Origin of the sequence: Nocardia sp. BSTN01 (assembly GCF_015354405.1) — a bacterium.
GTDB lineage: Bacteria > Actinomycetota > Actinomycetes > Mycobacteriales > Mycobacteriaceae > Nocardia.
This window is the reverse complement of the sequence record NZ_JADKYP010000068.1, coordinates 1-20631: the sequence shown is the minus strand read 5'-3', so window position 1 is coordinate 20631 and position 20631 is coordinate 1. Positions and strand designations below refer to the sequence as shown.

The window sequence follows — 20631 nt, the reverse complement described above, 5'->3', positions numbered from 1 at the left end:
TTTCTGACTAGGCTCCGGTGCTGAACGATCACCACGGTGGGGCCCGGACAGCTCGAGCGAGAGCGATTCCGATATCTCCGGCTCGCCGTGGATGTGTTGGGGGTTATTCGCAGACATTGACGGTTCGGCCCGGTATGCGGCAGATCGTGTCCGGGCTGTGAGGTGAGGAGAACGGTGAGCGGCAAACTGATCACGGCAACTCCGTCGGCGGCCCAGCTGGTCGAGGAGATCGTCGATCGCTACGGCTCGGTCGAGCAGTTCTGCAATCAACTCCGCCGGGATCTGGACGATCCGACCGTGCAGTTGCCGCGCCTCACCCATCTGATGCCACCGGACGGCGGCAATCTAGCCCATCTCGCCTGGTCACGGGCTACATGCCCGGAACACGCGCCGGCGGGCGAACCCGACACGTCACCGCCCGGTCCGCACGGCGGCGCCGAGACGACTGTGGCCGGCCCCCATCCAGGCCCGGCACCGACCGCCGAACCCGGGCCGATCACGCCCTCGCGCGCCCAGCCCATGACCGCCGAAGCGCACGTGCGCCGTCGCCTGTGGCACCGTGTGCTGCGGTGGTTGTGATTCGCCTCACCGAGCGGTGGGAGCGGCGCGGCGCACGGTCGAAACCAATTCACGAGTCCGCTGCTGCGCCGCGGCATCCCCGCGCACACTGACGATCAGATCGGTGACACCGGCGCGGGCGTATGCGCTGATGCCTTCTGCCACAACATCTTCGGATCCGAGCAGCGCGGTCTCGTGCACACCGTTCAGGTGCTGGCGATCCAGCAGCGCCCGGTAGCTCGGCAACCGGGACACCGGAGCCAACGCCTGCGCCAACTCCTGTCCGAGGCCGCCCGGGTCGTGGGTCACGGCCGCCGACACCACAACGACTGTCCGCGGTGTCGGCCGGCCCGCCCCGGCAGCCGCCGCCGCCAATCGTGGGCCGATGTGCTCGGCGATGATCTCGGGCGTGGTCCATGTGGTCACCGAACCGTCGGCGAGTTCACCGGCGACCTTCAGCATCGCCGGTCCCAACGCCGAGACCACGACCGAAGGCGGCGTCGCCCCCGCGACCTCGATCGTGCCGGCCGCTCGCAGCGTCTCGCCGCGATAGTCGGTGGTCTCGCCGCGCAGCAGCGGAGTGAGCGCCGACAGATATTCGCGAACGTGCCTCGCGGGCCGCTCGTAGGACAGCCCGTACGCGTCCTCCACGATGTGCGGATGGCTCGGCCCGATCCCGAGGGTGAACCGATGCGGCGCCAGTGTGGTGGCCGTCAACGCCTGTTGTGCGAGGGCGATCGGATGCCGGGCGAAGGTGTGGGTGACCGCCGTTCCCACCTCGATATCGGTGGTTTCCCGCAGCGCCAGCGCGGCGACGGTCACGGCATCCCAGCCGAGCACCTGATTGAGAAATACACTGTCCAGCCCGGCCCGCTGCGCCCAGCGGATCCGCTCCACAACCTCGGTGACCGGCGCCGTTCCGCCGATGTAGAGACCGATGCGCACGATGAACCCCTATCCCACAACGGGACTCTCACACTATCGGGCGTGCCCTGCCGCGACAGGGTTCGAATCACATCGATTCGATCGCCGCGATCGCGCGTCCGGTCGCCCGGATCTCCTCGGTCCCCGCCACCTTCGCCGACCCCGGACGTGGTCGCCGGCTCCCGGCGGTCGATGATCGGGGTTGCCCGGCCGTCGTCGGCCGGTGAGGAAGGAGTTCGGCCACATGAACAGTGCGTTCTTCCGCGTCAAGCACGAGGACACCGAGGAGCTGCATCCCGAACCCCGCGCGGGCAGCGGCTGGGGTGCGGATCAGATGCGCGGGCCGGCCGTCAGCGCCGCGCTGGCGCGGGAGGCCGAGCGGACGGTCGAGACCCTGGGCCGTCCGGAGCTGCAGCCGGTCCGATGGACGCTCGATCTGTTCCGCGCGGTGCGGATGCGCCCCTCGGTGACCTCCGCGACGATCGTCCGCGAAGGCCCCCGCCTCTGCCTGGTCGATGCGGTGCTGACCCAGGACGGCCAACCGGCGGCTCGCGCGAGCGCACTGTTCCTGCGACCGAGCGAGGCCCCACCCGGGCAGGTGTGGTCCGGCGGCACCACACCCACCGCCCCCGCCGCGGGCCGGCGGCCCACACTGGACCCGGAACGGCTGTACCACACCGAATCCGAGGGCTGGGGCGAGTGGACCGACGCCTTCCGCGACAGCCCCCGGAAACGCGTCTGGCACTTCGCCATTCCGGTGATCGAAGGCGAGGAGCCGACCCCGTTCCAGTTCGCGGCCTCGGTCGCCGACGTCACCAATATGGTGTCCAACCTCGGCAGCGCGGGCCTGGAATACATCAATCCCGATGTGACGATGGCGATTACGCGCCTGCCGGCCGGATTGGAGGTCGGCCTCGCGCTGACCGAACGCGTCGAATACCACGGCCTCGCCGTCGGCACCGCGGTGATGTTCGACCGCGACGGCGTCCTCGGCACCACCACCGTCTCCGCCATCGCCAACGCCCGCCGCGCCGTCCGCATCGACCGCGGACGCGACTGAGAGCGAACATTTCCGGCGCGGCGGGCTCCCGGCGTGATCAGCTCTCCGGGTTGGGTCCCGTGAGGACGGCTTGCGCGGTCTTGCGGAAGGCGGCCACCAGGCGGGTGTGGTCGTCGGCGCGGGTGGCCAGGACTACGTGAGCCGGGTCGACGTCGGTGAGGGGGACGGCGGTGAGGTCGGGGCGGAGGGTGTGGATTCGGAAGCCGGCGGCGATGGCGATGGCCTCGCCGGCGGCGATGATCTCGAGTTGACTCGGTGACCGGGTCGTGGACGCACTCGTCGCCCACGGCCGCGCGGAATCCATCGCCGCCACGATCCGTGCCCAGTTGGACGCCGGGGCGGATCATGTGGTCCTGCTGCCGCCGATCGGCACCGAATTCGCCTCCGGCATCGAACAGTTGGTGTCGATCGCGCCCGCACCGACAGAGATCGGCTGAACGCGCCGACTCCGCCCTCCGTCGCCGGAGCGAGTCCCGGGCGTAGGGTCGGCGCATGCGCCTGAGCACCCGGAATCAACTCGACGGCACGGTCGTCTCCGTTACTCGCGGTGAGGCCATGGCAGTCGTTCGGGTCCGCCTCACCGGTGGGGACGAGATCACCTCGTCCATCACCCGCGATGCCGTGGACGATCTCCGCCTCGGCGAGGGATCGGCGGTCAAGGTGCTGATCAAGTCGACCGAGGTCACCCTCGGAATCGAATAGATCCAGCGGCGACGCCCTCCGGCCGCACACGTAGCCTGGTCTGGTTCGTTCCGGACGCGGCCGTCCCGGCCGGGTCGTGCCGATGGAGGATGTGCCGTTGTGACCGTCACACTGCGTCCGGACGCGCGACTGCGGTCCTCACCCGACGGACGAGTACTGCTCGGCGGCAGTCCGCTGCGGATGCTGCGCCTCTCCCCCACCGGTGCCCGCCGGGTGCGGGCATGGTTCGCGGGCGAACCGGTGGGCAGCGACCCGGGCGCGCAGGCGCTTGCGCAGCGAATGCTCGCGGCGGGCGTCGCACATCCGGCGATCGACCGGGGCCGTCACACCATCGCCGATGTCACGGTCGTCGTCCCGGTCAAGGACAACCCCACCGGGCTCATCCGACTCCTCGCCGCGACCGGCGACGTGGGCTCCCGCATCGTGGTCGACGACGGGTCCGCCGTGCCGGTCACCGGCCATATCGCCGAGGACGGGGCAACACCGCCGACCGTGACGATCCTCCGGCACGCGTCCGCACGCGGCCCGGCGGCGGCACGCAACAGCGGATACCGGTCGGTGCGCACCGAGCTGATCGCCTTTCTCGATTCCGATATCGTTCCCGATCCGGGCTGGCTCGACCCGCTCCTACCGCTGTTCGACGATCCGGCGGTGGCGGCCGTGGCCCCGCGGGTGCGGACCTTCGAGCGCGGCGTGCTCGGCGCCTACGAGGCCCACCGGTCGAGCCTGGATATGGGCGGCGAACCAGCGGTGGTGCGGCCGGGTGGGCGTATCTCCTACGTCCCGACCGCGGCGCTGGTCGTGCGCCGATCGGCCGTGGATCGAGCCGGCGGATTCGACGAAAGCCTGCGCTACGGCGAGGACGTCGATCTGATCTGGCGGCTCGTGGGCGACGGGAAACTGGTTCGCTATCAACCCGATTCGGTGGTCCGGCACGAGCCGCGTACCACGCTGCGGGCGTGGTTGCGGCAGCGCTACGACTACGGCACCTCGGCCGCCGTGCTGGCGCGGCGGCATCCGGGGCACCTGCATTGTGCGCGCCTGCCCCACACCACCGCGTTGCGCTGGGCAACGGTAGCGCTGGGCCGCCCGTGGCTCGGCATCGCGACGGCCGCCGAACCGGTACGGCAGCTGCGGCGGCTGCGCGCTGCCGGTCTGCCGGCGTCGATGGCCGCGACGGTGGTCGGCGAGGCCGAACTGGCCGCCGTCGGTCAGCTCGCCGATGCGCTGCGCCGAATCTGGTGGCCGGCAGCGCTGTTCGGTCGCCGGGGACGCACGTTGCTGCTCGCGGCCTACCTACCGGTGGTGGTCCGCGCGGTGCGGGCCGGGCGGGATCCGCGGGCCGGACTGTTGCGCATCGCCGACGATCTCGCCTACGGACTGGGAGTGTGGGCGGGATGCCTGCGGGCACGGACCACGGAGCCGGTGGTGCCGCTGCTGTATCGAACCGACGGAGACAGTGATGCGCCTCGCTGATCTGACCTCGGCCGACCTCGCCGCGGCCGATCACGCGCCGCTGCTGGCGATTCCGCTCGGCGCCACCGAACAACACGGACCGCATCTGCCGCTGGGCACCGATACCGCCGTGGCGGTGGAACTGTGCCGCCGCTTGGCCGCCACACGTTCGGATATCGTTGCGGCGCCGGCGATTCCGTACGGATCCAGCGGTGAACACGCCGGATTTCCGGGAACACTGTCGATCGGGCATCACGCGCTGGAGCTGCTGATCGTCGAATTGGTGCGGTCGGCGGACGAATTCGCGGGCGTGGTCCTGGTGAACGGGCACGGCGGAAATCTCGAGCCGCTGCGGGCCGCACAGCGCCTCCTCACCACGGAAGGCCGATCGACGCTGGTGTGGTCGCCGACCGGCCCCGCCGACGACACCCACGCCGGACACACGGAAACCTCGGTCATGCTCCATCTGGCCCCCGCGCGGGTCGCGATGCACCGCGCCGAACCCGGCACCACCCGGCCGCTGCGCGAGCTGATGCCGCACCTGCGCTCCGGTGGTGTGAAAGCGGTGAGCGGCAACGGGATACTCGGTGATCCGACCACCGCCGATGCCGCCGAGGGCGCGCGGATACTCGAACGCTGGACGAACGCACTGATCGCCGCGGTCGCCGAAAGTTTCCCCGAACCGCGCTGAGGTATCCCCATCGCGGCAGGGAATCGGCCTAGCCTGGGCGAACCCACCGCATCGCGATCAATGGAGGTAACGACATGGCCTGGACCGCCGCTCAGCTGGATCGGATCGGATCGTCCGAGGAACTGGAGATCACCAGCTACTACGAGAGCGGTGCACTCCGGGACTGGACCACCATCTGGGTCGTGCGCGTCGACAACGATCTCTATATCCGCTCCGCGTACGGACAATCCGGTGGCTGGTACCGCCACGCCATGCACACCCGGGGCGCACGAGTCCGCGCCCACGGCGTGGAAACCGACGTGACCCTGCACCCGGTGACGGAGTCCTACATCAACGACCGCGTCCGCACGGCCTACGAATCGAAGTACCGCGACCAGCCCAGTGCCCTCGAGCCGATGCTGGCCCCCGCCGCCGAGAACACCACCCTGCGCATGGATCCGGTCGGATGAAGGGTGCTGCGCGTCCGCCGCCGCCGCGGGTCACCGCCCGGTGAAGTAGTGACCCTGCTCCAGGTCCTCGATGAGGTTGGGGTGCAAGGGTTTCCACCCGAGCAGAGCGGTCGTCGCCTCGGCCGTGGTGGGGTTGTCGAGCTGGACCATCGGGGCGAGGAAGCCGAAGTGGCCGGGCGCGTCCTCGGCGGGGATGCTCCCGACCGGGACGTCCAGGTGGCGGCCGATCACCTCGGCGATGCGGCGCAGGGGGATGCCTTCGTCGCCGACAGCGTGCAGGCGGGTGCCGGCGGGAGCGGATTCCAGAGCCAGCCGGTACAGATTCGCCGCATCGAGGGTGTGGCCCGCCGGCCAGCGGTTGACGCCCTCGCCGACATAGCCGGAGACGCCCTTCTCGCGCGCGATGGCGATCAGGGTGGGCACGAAACCGTGGTGGTCGAGGGTGCTGTGCACGGTGGGTGGCAGCCGGACCACACTGGATCGGATGCCGCGCTCGGCGAATCCGATCACCTCGTTCTCGGAGTCGATGCGCGGACCGCCCGGTAGCGAGTCGGCCTCCGTGCCGGTTCGCCCCAGGGCCGCGAGCAGACCCGTTCCGGATGTGCTGACCAGCGGCTTACCGGACCCGGCCAGGGCCTCGCCGAACGCCCGGACCACCCGCAGATCGGCGTCGGCCGCGCCGAGGAAGTCCCCGGCGATCATGTTCTCGTGCTTGAACGCCAGGTGGATGACGCCGTCGGCTGCGGCCGCCACCTCGGCCAGCGCGTCCGGATCGTCGAGATTTCCGCGATGCACCTGCGCTCCGGCGGCCTCCAACGCCGCGGCCGAGGCATCCGATCGGGCCAGCCCGACCACCTCGTGCCCCGCCGACAGCAGTTCGGGAACGACCGCGGACCCCACATGTCCCGACGCCCCGGTGATGAATACGCGCATGGAAAGACCTTCCCGCGAGGAATACGCCGCGTCGTTCGCGGCGGCCGCCGATGTCAGCGACTGCCATCATGCTACACCTCTATGTCAGCCGCTGTCATCACCTGAATCCAGCCGCACCCGAAACCGTTCGACACCCGGGTACTTCTGGCCCAGCGACGTCACGCCGAATCCCAGCGCCACGTAGAAGCCGAGCGCCGTACGGTCCGTTTCGGCGACGATCGGCAGCGCTGGATCGTCCGCGCGGATGCGCGCCACCAACCGGCGCCCGCCCCCTCGCCCGCGCACCGATGTCGCGATATGAAGCAGCACGATCCGGTCCGCCCGTCGTTCGTACCCGGCCACGCCGATGGGTTCGGATCCGCGGAACACCGCCAGCAGAGCGGTCGCCGGATCCTCGCAATAGCGGCGCATCACCGCGTCGAGGCGGGCCGCGCCGCCACCCACGGCCGCCGACAACAGCGAACGCACCCGGATATCCGCCGCGAGATCGCGACCGGTTCGACGCGTCGTCAAGCCGAATCCTTCGCGCGGCGTTCGATTTCCGCGGTGCTCCAAGCGCCGATCATGCGGGCGGTCATGACGATGGCTTCGCGGCGTTCCTCGGGGTCGACCTCGAGGGCGGAGGCGCGCAGGACCGCAGAGAAACCGGTGTTCACCAGAACGAAGGCCATGACGTCGAGTTCGTGGTCGTCGCTGGGGCCGAGAATCTGGATCAGCAGCACCTTGACCAGCAGGCGCAGGCGCGGTTCAAATTCGGGGATGCCGCTGTTGTAGAACTGCACCCCGGCGGCCAGGGCGCGAACGAGTTTCGCGTTGTCGACCAGTTCGTCGCAGATGGCGGCGAGGATGTCGGCGGTCATATCCTCCACCGACCGCTCCGCGCGATCGAGCCGTTCGGTGAAGCGCCGTTCGATGCTCTCCAGCAGTCGTTCGAGCAATTCCTCGACGATGACCGTGCGGTCGGAGAAGTAGCGGTAGACGGTGCCTATGCTCAGCCCGGCCTCGGCGGCGATCCGGTTGGTCGAGGTGTTCTCGATCCCGCGGTCACCGAACAACCGCGCCGCGGTGTCCAGGATGTGCTGGCGGGTTTCCTTCGCACGCTCCTGCGTCGGGCGTCGACGCTGACCGACCGCCTTGGACGGCATCACGCACTCCTACCTGATCTCGCGCCTGTTGGTCGGTTGCTCATCCTAAGATGGCTGCGGACGATATCCACCCTGTTCGGCGGCTCGCCACGACGAATTGGCCGAGTCCACAAAGGACCGGCATTTCCGCTATTACATTGGCGCCACAGCGCATTTCCCCATCGAGAGGCCGACCATGCCGGACCGAGTAGTCGGAGTCGTCCTCGCCGCCGGGGCGGGACGGCGATTCGGCCGCCCCAAGGCCACGGTCGGAAACTGGCTGACCACCGCGGTGGACGCCCTGCGCGACGGCGGATGCGCGGAGGTCGTGGTGGTGCTCGGCGCCGCCCGGGTGCCACCGATCCCCGCGACCACCACCGTGGTGGCACCGGACTGGGCCCGGGGAATGAGTGCGTCGGTGCGCACGGGAATCGGTGCGGCGCAGCGTCTCGACGCCGCGTACGTCGCCTTGCATGTGGTGGATACGCCGGATGTCGGCGCCGATGTGGTCGCCCGGGTGATCGAGGGCGCGAAGGCCGACCCGTCCGGTATCGCGCGGGCGAGTTTCGCCGGACGTCCCGGCCATCCCGTGGTGATCGCACGCCGGCACTGGGCCGATCTGCTGCCGACCCTGTCCGGTGATCGCGGCGCCGCCGCCTATCTGCGGAGCGTTTCCGCGCCCACCGTGGAATGCGGTGATCTGGCCACCGGCCGCGATATCGACGAACCCGCCGACCTCGAACGCTGACGCGGCCCGTTCAGCCCCGCCGCGCTCGCCGCCGGATGACGGCCACCAGCACCACGAGCATCAGCGCCGCCGCGAATCCGCTGTAGCGCACCATGTGTGCCGACCCGGCGGCGGCGAGCAGATCCAGTGGCTCGGCCGGGGTGCGCGAGGCGGTGGTGCGCTGCCGTGGAGCTGTGGCGGTAGTCGCGCCCGTGTCCGCCACCTCCGTCACGGCGCGCAGCGGTTCCGCCGGCTGCGCCGAGGCGGTGATCTCGTCGGCGAGGTTGGTGGCGAACTGTCCGATCAGGGTGCCGGCGACATCGGCCAGCGCACCCCGGCCGAATTGTGCCGGCTTGCCGGTGATCGCCAGATCGGTATCGACGAAAACGTCTGTGCTGCCGTTGTTCTCGACCAAGCGGCAGGTGATGGTCGCCGTCGCCGTGCCGTTGCCGCGCGCCTCACGGCCACGTCCCTCGAGCACCGCGACCCCGGCTTGTTCGTCCTGCGAGACGACCTTGATGATCCCGTTGTAGCTCAACCCCACCGGACCGAGTTTGACCTTGATCTTGCCGTGGAAATCGTCGCCCTCGCGCGAGGTGATGGTCGCGCCGGGCACACACGGCGCGATGCGTTCGAGGTCGAGCAGCACCGGCCAGGCCTGCGCGGCCGGAACGGGAATGGTGAACGTGTTGTCGAGTTTCATCAAGGTCCTCGGTCGGATCAGGCCCGCCGCGCGGCGGGTGCGGCGATATCGGCCTCGTCGCCGGCGGACGATTCGGCACCGGGATCGCGCGCATCGGCGGCGGCGCGGACCGCGCGCACGATGCCCTGATATCCGGTGCAGCGACACAGATTTCCCGAGATCGCCTCGCGGATCTCGATATCGGTGGGATCGGGATTCTCGCGCAGGAAAGCCGTCGCGGAGACGATGAAGCCGGGCGTGCAGAAACCGCACTGCAATCCGTGTTCGGCGCGGAAGGCCTCCTGCACCGCCGACAGCGTCCCGTCGGGTTCCGCGATGCCCTCGACGGTCGTGATCTCGGCGCCGTCGGCTTGGACCGCGAAGATCAGGCAGGAGCGCACCGCGGCGCCGTCGAGCAGGACCGTGCACGCGCCGCACACGCCGTGTTCACAGCCGAGGTGGGTGCCGGTGAGCCCGCAGCGGTCGCGCAGATAATCGGCCAGCGTCAGCCGGGCCGGGACGGCGTCGCGGCGGCGAAAGTCGTTGACCCGCACCTCGATATCGACCTCAGTCATTGCTCGCCTCCTCTATCGCGCGGCGCCACGCCCGCGCCACCATCGCCGCACCGAGCCGGCGGCGGTATTCGGCCGAACCGTGCACATCCGACGAGATCGCCGTCAGATTCGCGGTCGCCGCGGCGCCGACCTCCTCGGCCGCCACCGCATCGGCGGGCCGGCCCAGCAGCTCGGCCTCGGCCTCGTGCGCCCGCACCGGGGTCGGCGCGAGGCCGAACAGGCCGATCGCGCAGCGGTCGATGCGGGAATCCCCGTCCAGCCGGACCGCGATCGCCGCCCCCGCCATCGCGAAATCGCCGCTGCGCCTGGTGAATTCCTCGATCGCGTAGCCGCTGCGCCCGGACCGGACCGGGAAGGTGATCGCGGTGACCAGTTCGTCGGGTTCCAGCGCGGTCGTCCACATACCGGTGAAGAAGTCCGCGGCCGCGACGGTGCGCCGCCCGCGGGGCGACAACGCCTCGATCTCGGCGTCCAGAGTCAGCGCCACCACCGGATATTCGGCCGCGGCGTCGGCGTGGGCGATCGAGCCGCCGATGGTGCCGCGGTTGCGGATCTGGAAGTGCCCGATCAGCGGTGTCGCCCGATGCAGCAGCGGAACCGCCCGGCGGATCTGCGCGGAGGCGCCGACCGCCGCGTGGGTGGTCCCGGCGCCGATCCGCACACTCGACGCACCGGCCTCGAGGCCGCGCAGGTCGTCGGCTCGCCGCAGGTCGACGAGGTGGTCGAAGACCGCCAGCCGCAAGGCCAGCATCGGCACCAGGCTCTGGCCGCCGGCGATGATCTTGGCCTCGTCACCGAGTTCGGCGAGCAGTGTCACCGCCCCCTCGGCCGAGCCGGGGGCGTGATAGTCGAAGGCGGCCGGTTTCACGCCGACTCCTTCCCGGCGGCGCGTGCCCGCTCCACCATGTCCACGATCCGGGCGGGTGAGAGCGGCAGCTCCCGGAGCTCGATTCCGAACGGCGACAACGCATCCGCGACGGCGTTGAGCACGGCCGGCGCCGCGCCGATCGCCCCGCCCTCGCCGACGCCCTTGAAACTGCCCGGCCCCGGACTCGGCGTCTCGACGTGACCGACCTCGATTTCCGGCACCTCCATGGCGGTCGGCAGCAGATAGTCCAGGAAGGTCGTCGCGACCGGATTGCCGCTCTCGTCGTAGGCGAGATGTTCGTAGAGCGCGCCGCCGATCCCCTGCACGGTGCCGCCGTAGATCTGGCCCTCCACCACATTGGGATTGATCATCGGCCCGACGTCCTCGCTGACGATATAGCGCAGCAGCGTTACCGCCCCGGTCTCGATATCGACCTCACAGGTGCAGATGTGGGTGGCGTTGGCCCAGATCGCCATCTGCGAGGTCTTGTGCCGGCCGCTGGCCTCGAGTCCGGGTGGGACTCCGGGCGGCAGACTGTCGGCCTGGAAGTAGGCGATATCGGCGATCTCGGCCAGCGTGAGCCCCTTGTCGGGAGCGCTGCGCACGCTCGCGCGGCTGTCGGCGATATCGATGTCCTCCGGCGCGACGTTCAGCCGGTGGGCGGCGATCGCGACGATCCGTTCGCGCAGCACGGCCGCGGTCTGTCCGATCGCCCCCGCGGTCATCGATCCGGAACGGCTGCCCCCGGTGCCGCCGCCGAACGGCGTCACCGCGGTATCACCCTGAATGGTCCGCACATCCGACAGCGTGACCCCGAGCGCGTCGGCCGCCAGCTGAACGACCGTGGTCTCCAGGCTGTTTCCGGCCGAACCGCCCGCCACGTAGACGTTGACCTTCCCGCTGGGTTCGATGCGGATGGTGGCGCCCTCGGTGCTGAGGAACGGGCTCGCGCCGGTGGTCGGTTCCACATATGTGCAGGTGCCGACGCCGAGGTACCGGCCCTGTGCGCGGGCGGCGCGCTGTTCGGCGCGGAAGGCGTCGTAGTCCAGTTTCTCGACCGCCTGCTCGAGCGTCTCCAGCGGCGAGATGTTGTCGTAGGACATGCCGTTGGGATTGGCCCACGGTAATTCGCCGCGGCGCAGCATGTTCCGGCGGCGCAGCTCGATCGGGTCGATGCCGATCCGCCGGGCCGCGTGATCGAGCAGCACCTCGCGTGCCACCGATTCGAACTGCCACGGCCCCCGATAGGCGACGCGCCCGACGGTGTTGGAGTAGAGGAACTTCGCACTGAACGAGGCGTCGGTGATGCGGTAGGGGCCGGGGAACAGGATGCCGACGACCACACCACCGGTGATCGGCGAGGGCGTCGGATAGGCGCCGACGTTCTGCACGTGATCGATCGACGCCGCGACGATCCTGCCGTCGGCGCCGAATGCCATTGCCACATCGGCGTTCTCGTGCCGGGCCAGGCCCGAGGCCATCAGATTCTCCTGGCGGTCCTCGATCCATTTCACCGGGGTGCCGAGCGCGCGGGAGGCGAGCATGACGCAGGTCTCCTCGCGCAGCGGGAGCTGTTTGAGCCCGAAACCGCCGCCGGTGTCGCGCGCGATCACCCGGACCTGGTGTTCGTCGATGCCGAGCAGGCGGGCGCAGAACGCCCGCACCTCGTGCGGCGACTGGGTGGCGATCCAGATCGTCATCTCCGCCGTCGAGGCCGTCCATTCGGCGAGGATGCCGCGGGTTTCCATCGGCACCGGCAGATAGGCCTGCTGAAAGATCTGCTGACGCACCACATGCGCGGCCGAGTCGAACAGCGGTGCCAGATCGGCCGCCGGGCGCCCGCCCATCGCCCCGGCCGAATTGCCGGCGAATCCGGCGTGCACCAGATTCGGCGACTGTTCGGCGGTGGTGTAGTCGACCACCGGATCCAGCGGCTCGTAGTCGATGACGACCAGTTCGGCGGCGTCCTCGGCGATATAGCGGTCCGCGGCGATCACCAGCGCGACCGGATCGCCGACGAATCGGACCTCCTCCTCGGCCAGCGGCGGACGCGGCACCGGCGGCATGCCGACCATGTCCAGGTCGTAGGAGATCTCGTGCGCACCGGGGTTGAGGTCCGCGGCGGTGTACACGGCGAGCACCCCGTCGAGTTCCAGTGCCGCCGAGACGTCGATCGTGCCGATGGTCGCGCGGGGCAGGGGGCTGCGCACGAAGCAGGCGTGCACCGCGCCCGGGCGGGTCACGTCGTCGACGAAGGTGCCGGCGCCGGTGACCAGGCGGGCGTCCTCGATGCGCGGGACGCGGGCGCCGACGACGGAGGCGCTCGCGGTGGTTGTCGTCGAGGTCATCGGGCGGCTCGCATCGCGGTCATCGAACTGATCCCCTCTTGTTCGCCGTCGGACAAGGACCGGCACCTCGCGGTCGGTTAACAATATATGCCCAAAGTGAGTACGCCGCTACAGTATATGGAGAATGCAATTCTCATCGGAGGTCGGCGTGCGCGAACTCGGCGAGCATCTGCGGCACTGGCATGCCGCCGCGACGACCTACGCCCTGGCCACCGTGATCGGGGTGCGCGGCAGTGCGCCGCGGGCAGTCGGCACCACCATGGCGGTCTCGGCGTCGGGGCAGGTGCGAGGCAGCCTCTCCGGCGGCTGCGTGGAGGGCGCGGTCTACGAGGAATGCCTGCGAGTACTCGAATCCGGGGAGCCGGTCCGCCACACCTTCGGCTACAGCGCCGGCGACGCCTTCGCCGTCGGGCTCACCTGCGGTGGTGAACTCGACGTGTTCATCCACCGGGTCACCGCGGCCGAGTACGACACGATCGACGCGGCGCTGGATCCGGACCGGCCGGTGGCGCTGGTGCGGGATCTGGAATCCGGCACGATGGTGGCGGTGCGAGCGGATCGCACGGTGGGTGAGCCCGCGGATCCGGCGGTGATCGCACACGCTCGCGCCATGCTCGAGACCGCTACCAGCGCGGTCCGCACCATCGGTTGCGCGGATCGCGAACGCACGATGTTCGTGGCGTCCTTCGCCCCGCCGCCGCGCATGATCGTCTTCGGCGCCACCGATTTCACCACCGCGCTGTGCCGGGTCGGGCGGCTGCTCGGCTATCGGGTCACCGTCTGCGAACCGCGTCCGGTCTTCGCCGACCGGGCGCGCCTGCCCGAGGCCGACGAGGTGGTGCGTGCGCGGCCCGACCGCTATCTGGCCGGGACGCAGGTGGATTCGCGCACGGTGATCTGCGTGCTGACCCACGATCCGAAATTCGATGTACCCGTTCTCGCGACGGCGTTGCGGCTGCCGGTGGCGTATGTGGGTGCGATGGGGTCGCGACGCTCGGATCGAGAGCGACGCGAACACCTGCGCGACAACGGGATCACCGATCGACAGTTGCGCCGACTGCATTCACCGATCGGCCTGGAACTCGGCGGCCGCACGCCGGAGGAGACCGCGGTGTCGATCGGCGCCGAGATCGTGGCGGTGCGCCGCGGCGGTTCCGCACAACCGCTCTCGGCGACCGACCGGCCGATCCACGCCGATCCCGGACTCGCCTCCTAGCCACCGGCAGGTGTGCGAAGCACCGGCGGTTACCATCCACGCGTGGCGAAACTGACGGTATCGGTGGAGGTTCCGATCCCTCCCGATCGAGCCTGGTCACATGGGGCGAATCTGGGCGAACTCGATCAGTGGCTGATCATGCACGAGGCGTGGCGCGGCCGGGTGCCCGATGAGCTCACCCCCGGTACCGAACTGGTGGGCATCGCCTCGGTGAAGGGTCTGCGCAACCGCGTGCGCTGGACCGTGCGCACGGCCGAACCGCCGCGCCGGCTCGTGCTGAGCGGCGCCGGCAAAGGCGGCACCACACTGGGATTGGCACTGCTGGTCGCGCCGAACGCCGCGGGTTCGGCGGTCACCGTCGACATCGACCTGGGCGGGCGACCGCTGTTCGGCCCGATCGGGGCGACGGTGGCACGAGCGCTGCGGGGCGATATCGAACGCTCACTCGGCCGGTTCGTCGACCTGTACTGCTGAGCACACCCGTCAGCGCGGTTCGAGGACGACCAGCGGGATCGTGCGAGGACCCGCCTGACGCCGATAGAACTCGTAATCCGGTGTCATCGTGACGAATTCGCGCCAGAGGTCCGGATATTCGGCCGCGGCCGCGACCCGCGCTCGCACCGGGCGCACCTCGGTTCCGATCCGGATCGTGGTGTCGGGATGGGCGAGGAGGTTGTGATACCAGGCGGGATGGCGCGGCTGCCCCGCCTTCGACGCCGCGACCGCCACCGCGGCCCCCGCGTCGACATACATCAGCGGCGAGGTTCGCAGGATGCCGGATTTCGCACCCACGTGGTCGAGCAGCAGTATGCGCGCGTGCCGACGGCCCGGTATGCGCCCGCCGATCCGCCCACCCGACCGTCGATACAGCGCCACATGGACTTTCGTCGCCCGCCGACCGGCATAGACGCCGCGACGGTTGGCGAATCGCGTCGTGGCGGAGACGATTCCGGCGAGCAGGACATACCGCCGAGCATGCATCATCGCTCGCGTTCCCGCCAGGAACCGATCCGCACGAACCCCCTCCCGCCCCGGTGAGAATCGGGTAACCGGCCCGCAACCGCGGCGGGCTTGCGAACCGCATCCACGGCAATATGCTGTCGATTATGACGAATCTGCGGATCAGCGAGGCGGCGGCGCTGCTCGGGGTCAGCGACGACACCGTGCGGCGCTGGATCGATCAGGGGCGGTTGCCCGAGATCCGGCTCGACAGCGGCCGCAAGGGCGTGCGCGGCGCGGACCTGACCGAGGTATTGCGTGAGCAGCACGCCGAGGCGCACGAACCCGGTGTCACCGTCGCCGCCTCGGCCCGCAACCGGATGCGCGGCATCGTCACCCGCATCGTCAAGGACACGGTGATGGCGCAGGTCGAGATGCAGGCCGGACCGTTCCGCCTGGTCTCGCTGATCAGCCGGGAATCGGTGGACGAACTCGGTCTCGAGGTCGGCAGTATCGCCGTCGCCTCGGTCAAATCGACCCATGTCGTGGTCGAAATCCCAGAAAGTTGACCAGAATGCAGATCTTGCGAACCGTCGGCGCCGCAGCGGCCGCCGTCGCCGTCACCGCCGCCCTGGCCGGATGCGGGTCCGACGACGCGACAACCACGTCCGCGACGGGCGAACTCTCGGGCACGGTCACGGTCTTCGCGGCGGCCTCGCTCACCGAGACGTTCACGAAACTCGGACACGACTTCGAGGCCGCCCACCCCGGCGTGAAGGTCGTCTACAGCTTCGGCGGCAGTTCGGCACTGGCGGAGCAGATCGAACAGGGGGCGCCGGCCGATGTCTTCGCCTCCGCCGCCCCGGCCAATATGCAGCAGGTGGTCGACGCCGGTGAGGTCACCGCGAAACCGGACACCTTCGTGAGCAATCGGCTGGAAATCGCTGTGCCCAAGGGCAATCCGGGCAAGATCAGCGGGCTGGCCGATTTCGGCAGGACCGAACCGCGGATCGCGTTGTGCGCGGTGCAGGTGCCGTGCGGCGCGGCCGCGGAGAAGGTCTTCCAGATCTCCGGCATCACCCCGCGGCCCGATACCCGCGAGCAGGACGTCAAGGCCGTGCTCACCAAGGTGACACTGGACGAGGTCGACGCCGCCCTGGTCTACCGCACCGACGTGCAGGCGGCCGGCGACAAGGTGCAGGGCATCGACTTCCCGGAATCGGGGAAGGTGATCAACACCTATCCGATCGCGCCGCTCGCGAAGGCGCCTAACGCCGCCGCGGCCGCCGCCTTCGTCGACTACATCCACTCCGATCCGGCGAAGAAGGTGTTCGCCGCCGCGGGATTCGACACCCCGTGAGCAGGCCGGGAACGCGGCGGCGGGCGGCATCGGGACGGCGGCCGGTCGTGCTGGTGCTGCCCGCGCTCTGCGCGCTGGCGTTCCTGGTGATACCGCTGATCGGCCTGTTGGTACGCACCCCGTGGGCAAGCCTGTCCGATCGGCTGTTCAGTGCGGAAGTCGGTACCGCCCTGCGACTTTCGCTGATCTGCGCCACCTGCGCGACCGTGATCTGCCTGGTGCTGGGCATCCCGCTGGCCTGGCTGCTGGCGCGGGCACAGCTGCCGGGCCGGGGACTGATCCGCGCGCTGGTGACGGTGCCGCTGGTACTGCCGCCGGTGGTCGGAGGGGTGGCGCTGCTGCTGGTGTTCGGCCGGCGCGGGTTGCTCGGGCAGTATCTCTACGACTGGTTCGGCGTCTCGCTGCCGTTCACGACGCCGGGGGTGGTGGTGGCCGAGGCGTTCGTCGCCATGCCGTTTCTGGTCATCTCGGTCGAGGGCGCGCTGCGCAGCACCGACACCCGGTACGAGGAAGCCGCCGCCACCCTCGGCGCGACCCCCTGGTACACCTTCCGCCGCGTCACCCTGCCCGCGATCGCGCCGGGTGTGATCGCCGGCGGGGTGCTGTGCTGGGCGCGGGCGCTGGGCGAATTCGGCGCGACCATCACCTTCGCCGGAAATTTTCCCGGCCGCACCACCACCATGCCGCTCGCGGTGTATCTCGCGCTGGAAGCCGATCCCGATGCCGCGATCGTGCTCAGCCTGGTGCTGCTGCTGGTCTCGGTCGCGGTGCTGGTGTCGTTGCGCGAGCGCTGGATTCGAGGAGCGGTATGACACTGCGGGCCGAACTCGAGGTGCGGCGCGAGCGCTTCCGCCTCGACCTGTCGCTCACCGTCGAACCCGGTGAGGTGGTGGCGCTGCTGGGCCCCAACGGCGCCGGGAAGACCACGGCGCTGCGCGCGCTGGCCGGACTCGTCCCACTCACCGGCGGGCGCCTCACCGTCGCCGATGCGGTCTGGGACGAGCCGCCGGGCGTCTTCGTCCCGCCGGAGCAGCGACAGGTCGGCGTCGTATTCCAGGATTACCTTCTGTTCCAGCATCTTTCGGCGCTGGAGAACGTCGCGTTCGGCTTGCGGGCGCGCGGTATGCGACGCGCCCCGGCCCGGGCCCGCGCCGCCGACCGGCTCGAGCGGGTCGGCCTCGCCGAACACGCGCACGCCCCCGCGCGGACCCTGTCCGGCGGGCAGGCGCAGCGGGTGGCACTCGCGCGCGCCCTGGCCACGGACCCGCAGCTGCTGCTGCTCGACGAACCACTGGCCGCCCTCGACGCCGGGACCCGGATGCAGGTGCGCGCCGACCTCGCCCGGCATCTGCGTGACTATCGCGGACAGACCGTGGTGGTCACCCACGATCCGCTCGATGCGATGGTGCTGGCGGACCGGCTCGTCATCCTCGAACAGGGCACGATCGTCCAGCAGGGCACACCCGCCGAGATCGCGCGGCGCCCACGTTCGGATTATGTCGCGGATCTGATGGGGCTCAACCTGTTTCGCGGCACGGCCGACGGTACCGGAGTCGAGCTCGACAACGGCGGACATCTCACCGTCGCCACGCCGGCCACCGGCCGGGTCTTCCTCGCCTTCCCGCCCACCGCGGTGAGCCTGCATCCACAGCAACCCACTGGCAGCCCGCGTAACTCCTGGCCGGTGACCGTCGGCGGCCTGGAACACCACGCCAACCTCACCCGCGTCCGACTCGACGGAGCTCCGCCGGCGCTAGCGGACATCACCCCGGCAGCGGTGGCCGACCTGCGCATACAACCGGATATGCGGGTATGGGCCGCGGTCAAAGCCACCGAGATCCACGTCTACCCGGCTTGATATCTCGAAGTCGGCGGCGTGGCGCGCACCGATTTCCCGGTCGGTCCAGGTTCGAGCATTATGCTTGCCGGTCGATAGCTGTTCGTGATCTGCTGCCGTGACATCGAGGAACAGGATCCAGCTATGCGACGTCCCCTCATCGCCGCCGCGACGGGCATCGCCGCGGTGACCGCCGTCGCGTCGATCTTATGGACCGGCGGGAGCGAAACGAGTCACGCCCAGCCACCCGGCACGGACGTGACCGGTTCGGGGGTCCATCTCACCGCGTCGGTGGACAACATCGGCGTGAACCCACCCGGTGACCGGACACCGAACTATCTGATGTCGTTCTCGCATGCCGCGCAGATGTCCGGGAATTTCTCGGTCAACATCGAAGGTGACCCGATCACCTCGGGTCAGGCGGTCGCGGGATTCCTGCTCGGCTGCGGGATCAGCGTGGCCGGCGGTTTCGACGTGGGAATCTCGCCCAACCAAGGGCTGCAGCTGAGTATCTCGCCGACGTTCACGCCACCGTCTCTGACAACCGCCGCCGCCCCCATCGCCACCAGCGGTAGCGCCACTCCGACAACAACGAGCGGCGCCAGGCCCTCTCCCACGACCACCCGCACCACGTCCACCCCCACCAGGGCTGTCCGTACGAGTGTTGCGCCCACCACGAGCACCACCCCCACGACGACTGTCACAACCCCGACGACTGTCATCCCCACTACGGACACCCCCACGATCACCACCCCGAGCCTTCCCACCACATCCGGCAGTGCGGGGTTGCCCGGAGTGTCGCCGCCCGGATTCGACCTCGGTCCCAGCGTCGGCGGCTCCCTCGGCCTGTCCGAGAATCTGGATGCGAACATCGGTCCCGGTCAGGTCACCACCGCCACCACCGCGACGGCCACCCTGGACAACACGACCGCATTCCCGTACCACATCGCGTTCAACAACGCCGCGTTGAACGTCTCCCAATGCGCGTCACCGGTCGCGGCCGTCCCCTTCGTCTCCGCCACGGTGTCGACGCCCACCGGCCTGGTTCAGACCACCGCGTACGGCGATCAATTCACCTTCTGACGCGCACTCTTCTCCAGCACGCAGCCTGGGCCGCCCGCAGCGCGGACGGCCCAGGTGCATTCAGGTCACGACATCCAGGTCAGGACATCGCCTCGCTCACCGCGTTCGGACCGTCGAACATACGGTCGGGCATGCTCTCGAGCGCATCGACGATCTCCGCGCCGGCGCCGTTGCTCCGCGCCGCGCGCACGATATCGCGGCGGTCACACGGATAGTCCACGCCGGAGAGATACTTCTGCACCTGAATGGGATTCACCTTCTGGCTCATCGTTTCTCCTCTCTCGGTACTGTCCGAACGGGAATGGAACGACGGGGCGATACCACCGCAATCGGAGCCGAAACATCGCAGTTGCCGAATCGCTGCCACGATCACGTGGACGGGTTGGATCCGCAACAGGCCGGGGTCCGGTTCGGTGCCGTGCGGATCGCCGATATGGCCCGCCCACAGGGCGATATGGGCCGGGCCGGGCGGCGGACCCCACCAGGCCGGCGGGGTGGGGCCGAAGATCAGCACCGACGGCGTGCCGAAGGCGCTGGCGAGATGTCCGACACCGGTATCCCCACTGATCACCAGGGCGGCATTCGCGACGACGGCGGCCAGCTCGGTCAGCGTCAGCGCACCGGCCTGCACGGATTTCCGGGGCAGCTCTGCCATGTCGGCGACCTGCGCGGCCAGCGCCGCCTCCTCGGCATTTCCCGTGACGACGATGCGGTAGCCCAGACGCCGCAGATGCGCGGCGACGGCGGCGAACCGGTCCGGCGGCCACCGCCGCGCCCGCGAACTGCCCCCGGGGTGCACCACGACCCGGCCCACCGGCGCCTCGAGGCTCGGCCGCCGGATCCCGAGCCGGGTGGGGTCGGCCGGGATGCCGACCGAGCCGAGCAACCGGCACCACCGTTGGACCTCGTGCACCCCGTCGGGCCAGGCCGGGCCGGTCACCCCGGGAAAGTCCGGATGACGGTGGGTGATCAGGCATCCGGTGCCGACTTTCATCAGATCGGCGATGCTCTGCGGACCGCTGCCGTGCAGATTCACCGCGAGCTCGGGCGCCGGGCGGTCCCAGCGCAGTTCGCCCAGTCCGGCGGTCGGAAGGACCTCG

24 protein-coding genes and 1 pseudogene are annotated in these 20631 nt (G+C 69.8%); 14 read left to right on the top strand and 11 right to left on the bottom strand.

What is annotated here, in order from left to right:
• Positions 1–174 precede the first annotated feature (174 nt).
• Entirely contained in the window at positions 175–579 is a 405-nt protein-coding gene (locus tag IRT45_RS32025) for a hypothetical protein (protein WP_194809535.1), read from the top strand.
• A 6-nt stretch (positions 580–585) separates the two neighbouring features.
• Here the strand turns inward: IRT45_RS32025 and IRT45_RS32020 are convergent, their stop codons facing one another.
• A complete protein-coding gene (locus tag IRT45_RS32020) occupies positions 586–1503 on the bottom strand; it encodes a TIGR03564 family F420-dependent LLM class oxidoreductase (protein WP_194809534.1) in 918 nt (305 codons plus the stop codon).
• A gap of 223 nt (positions 1504–1726) precedes the next feature.
• On the opposite strand from IRT45_RS32020, the gene IRT45_RS32015 reads away from it, so the two are divergent.
• Positions 1727–2542, top strand: a complete 816-nt coding sequence (locus IRT45_RS32015) for an acyl-CoA thioesterase domain-containing protein (RefSeq protein ID WP_194809533.1) — start codon at positions 1727–1729, stop codon at positions 2540–2542.
• Between the two features lie 37 nt (positions 2543–2579).
• On the opposite strand, the pseudogene IRT45_RS32010 reads toward IRT45_RS32015, so the two are convergent.
• A pseudogene (locus IRT45_RS32010) lies at positions 2580–2792 on the bottom strand (LysR family transcriptional regulator); the annotation flags it as partial.
• A 242-nt stretch (positions 2793–3034) separates the two neighbouring features.
• On the opposite strand from IRT45_RS32010, the gene IRT45_RS32005 reads away from it, so the two are divergent.
• The 4 genes from IRT45_RS32005 to IRT45_RS31990 all read left to right on the top strand — a co-directional run bounded on the left by IRT45_RS32005 (position 3035) and on the right by IRT45_RS31990 (position 5839).
• Positions 3035–3244 (top strand): molybdopterin-binding protein, encoded by a 210-nt coding sequence (locus tag IRT45_RS32005; protein ID WP_194809531.1) that lies wholly within the window; start codon positions 3035–3037, stop codon positions 3242–3244.
• 99 nt (positions 3245–3343) lie between these two features.
• Positions 3344–4720 (top strand): mycofactocin biosynthesis glycosyltransferase MftF, encoded by a 1377-nt coding sequence (mftF, locus tag IRT45_RS32000; protein WP_194809530.1) that lies wholly within the window; start codon positions 3344–3346, stop codon positions 4718–4720.
• Positions 4707–5390 (top strand): mycofactocin biosynthesis peptidyl-dipeptidase MftE, encoded by a 684-nt coding sequence (mftE, locus tag IRT45_RS31995; protein WP_194809529.1) that lies wholly within the window; start codon positions 4707–4709, stop codon positions 5388–5390. The genes mftF and mftE overlap by 14 nt, the downstream gene beginning before the upstream one ends.
• 74 nt (positions 5391–5464) lie before the next feature.
• Positions 5465–5839, top strand: a complete 375-nt coding sequence (locus tag IRT45_RS31990) for a DUF2255 family protein (RefSeq protein WP_194809528.1) — start codon at positions 5465–5467, stop codon at positions 5837–5839.
• A gap of 30 nt (positions 5840–5869) precedes the next feature.
• On the opposite strand, the gene IRT45_RS31985 is transcribed toward IRT45_RS31990, so the two are convergent.
• The 3 genes from IRT45_RS31985 to IRT45_RS31975 all read right to left on the bottom strand — a co-directional run bounded on the left by IRT45_RS31985 (position 5870) and on the right by IRT45_RS31975 (position 7917).
• On the bottom strand, positions 5870–6772 hold the full coding sequence (locus IRT45_RS31985) for an SDR family oxidoreductase (RefSeq protein ID WP_194809527.1): 903 nt from the start codon (positions 6770–6772) through the stop codon (positions 5870–5872).
• Between the two features lie 84 nt (positions 6773–6856).
• A complete protein-coding gene (locus IRT45_RS31980) occupies positions 6857–7285 on the bottom strand; it encodes a GNAT family N-acetyltransferase (RefSeq protein ID WP_194809526.1) in 429 nt (142 codons plus the stop codon).
• Positions 7282–7917 carry a TetR/AcrR family transcriptional regulator gene (locus IRT45_RS31975; RefSeq protein ID WP_194809525.1) on the bottom strand — a complete coding sequence of 212 codons (636 nt, stop codon included), beginning with the start codon at positions 7915–7917 and terminating at the stop codon, positions 7282–7284. The genes IRT45_RS31980 and IRT45_RS31975 overlap by 4 nt, the downstream gene beginning before the upstream one ends.
• 175 nt (positions 7918–8092) lie before the next feature.
• Here IRT45_RS31975 and IRT45_RS31970 point away from each other — a divergent pair, with 175 nt between their 5' ends.
• Positions 8093–8644 (top strand): NTP transferase domain-containing protein, encoded by a 552-nt coding sequence (locus IRT45_RS31970; protein ID WP_194809524.1) that lies wholly within the window; start codon positions 8093–8095, stop codon positions 8642–8644.
• A gap of 10 nt (positions 8645–8654) precedes the next feature.
• Here IRT45_RS31970 and IRT45_RS31965 read toward each other — a convergent pair whose 3' ends face one another.
• From IRT45_RS31965 to IRT45_RS31950, 4 genes are read right to left on the bottom strand one after another with little or no spacing between them, the layout of a single operon-like run.
• A complete protein-coding gene (locus tag IRT45_RS31965) occupies positions 8655–9326 on the bottom strand; it encodes an SRPBCC family protein (RefSeq protein ID WP_194809523.1) in 672 nt (223 codons plus the stop codon).
• Between the two features lie 17 nt (positions 9327–9343).
• On the bottom strand, positions 9344–9880 hold the full coding sequence (locus IRT45_RS31960; RefSeq protein ID WP_194809522.1) for a (2Fe-2S)-binding protein: 537 nt from the start codon (positions 9878–9880) through the stop codon (positions 9344–9346).
• Entirely contained in the window at positions 9873–10748 is an 876-nt protein-coding gene (locus tag IRT45_RS31955; RefSeq protein WP_194809521.1) for a xanthine dehydrogenase family protein subunit M, read from the bottom strand. Before IRT45_RS31955 ends, IRT45_RS31960 begins: the two co-directional genes overlap by 8 nt.
• Entirely contained in the window at positions 10745–13096 is a 2352-nt protein-coding gene (locus tag IRT45_RS31950; RefSeq protein ID WP_194809520.1) for a xanthine dehydrogenase family protein molybdopterin-binding subunit, read from the bottom strand. Before IRT45_RS31950 ends, IRT45_RS31955 begins: the two co-directional genes overlap by 4 nt.
• A gap of 124 nt (positions 13097–13220) precedes the next feature.
• Between IRT45_RS31950 and IRT45_RS31945 the strand changes: the two genes are divergently transcribed.
• Both IRT45_RS31945 and IRT45_RS31940 read left to right on the top strand, forming a co-directional pair.
• Positions 13221–14312, top strand: coding sequence for an XdhC/CoxI family protein (locus tag IRT45_RS31945; RefSeq protein WP_194809519.1), 1092 nt, complete (start codon positions 13221–13223; stop codon positions 14310–14312).
• 42 nt (positions 14313–14354) lie between these two features.
• Positions 14355–14786: an SRPBCC family protein gene (locus IRT45_RS31940; protein ID WP_194809518.1), complete on the top strand. Its 432-nt coding sequence runs from the start codon at positions 14355–14357 to the stop codon at positions 14784–14786.
• Between the two features lie 9 nt (positions 14787–14795).
• On the opposite strand, the gene IRT45_RS31935 is transcribed toward IRT45_RS31940, so the two are convergent.
• Complete coding sequence (locus IRT45_RS31935) at positions 14796–15296, bottom strand: nitroreductase/quinone reductase family protein (RefSeq protein ID WP_228535680.1); 501 nt, start codon at positions 15294–15296, stop codon at positions 14796–14798.
• A 122-nt stretch (positions 15297–15418) separates the two neighbouring features.
• Between IRT45_RS31935 and IRT45_RS31930 the strand changes: the two genes are divergently transcribed.
• The 5 genes from IRT45_RS31930 (at position 15419) to IRT45_RS31910 (ending at position 19531) form a co-directional block, all read left to right on the top strand.
• Positions 15419–15820 carry a molybdopterin-binding protein gene (locus IRT45_RS31930; protein WP_194809517.1) on the top strand — a complete coding sequence of 134 codons (402 nt, stop codon included), beginning with the start codon at positions 15419–15421 and terminating at the stop codon, positions 15818–15820.
• Between the two features lie 5 nt (positions 15821–15825).
• Positions 15826–16611 carry a molybdate ABC transporter substrate-binding protein gene (gene modA, locus IRT45_RS31925; RefSeq protein ID WP_194809516.1) on the top strand — a complete coding sequence of 262 codons (786 nt, stop codon included), beginning with the start codon at positions 15826–15828 and terminating at the stop codon, positions 16609–16611.
• Positions 16608–17423 carry a molybdate ABC transporter permease subunit gene (gene modB, locus IRT45_RS31920; RefSeq protein ID WP_194809515.1) on the top strand — a complete coding sequence of 272 codons (816 nt, stop codon included), beginning with the start codon at positions 16608–16610 and terminating at the stop codon, positions 17421–17423. Before modA ends, modB begins: the two co-directional genes overlap by 4 nt.
• Entirely contained in the window at positions 17420–18469 is a 1050-nt protein-coding gene (locus IRT45_RS31915) for an ABC transporter ATP-binding protein (RefSeq protein ID WP_194809514.1), read from the top strand. Before modB ends, IRT45_RS31915 begins: the two co-directional genes overlap by 4 nt.
• A 123-nt stretch (positions 18470–18592) precedes the next feature.
• Complete coding sequence (locus IRT45_RS31910) at positions 18593–19531, top strand: MspA family porin (RefSeq protein ID WP_194809513.1); 939 nt, start codon at positions 18593–18595, stop codon at positions 19529–19531.
• A gap of 79 nt (positions 19532–19610) precedes the next feature.
• Here the strand turns inward: IRT45_RS31910 and IRT45_RS31905 are convergent.
• Positions 19611–20631, bottom strand: a 1021-nt coding sequence (locus IRT45_RS31905) for a glycosyltransferase family 9 protein (protein WP_194809512.1), incomplete at its 5' end; no start/stop codon positions are given.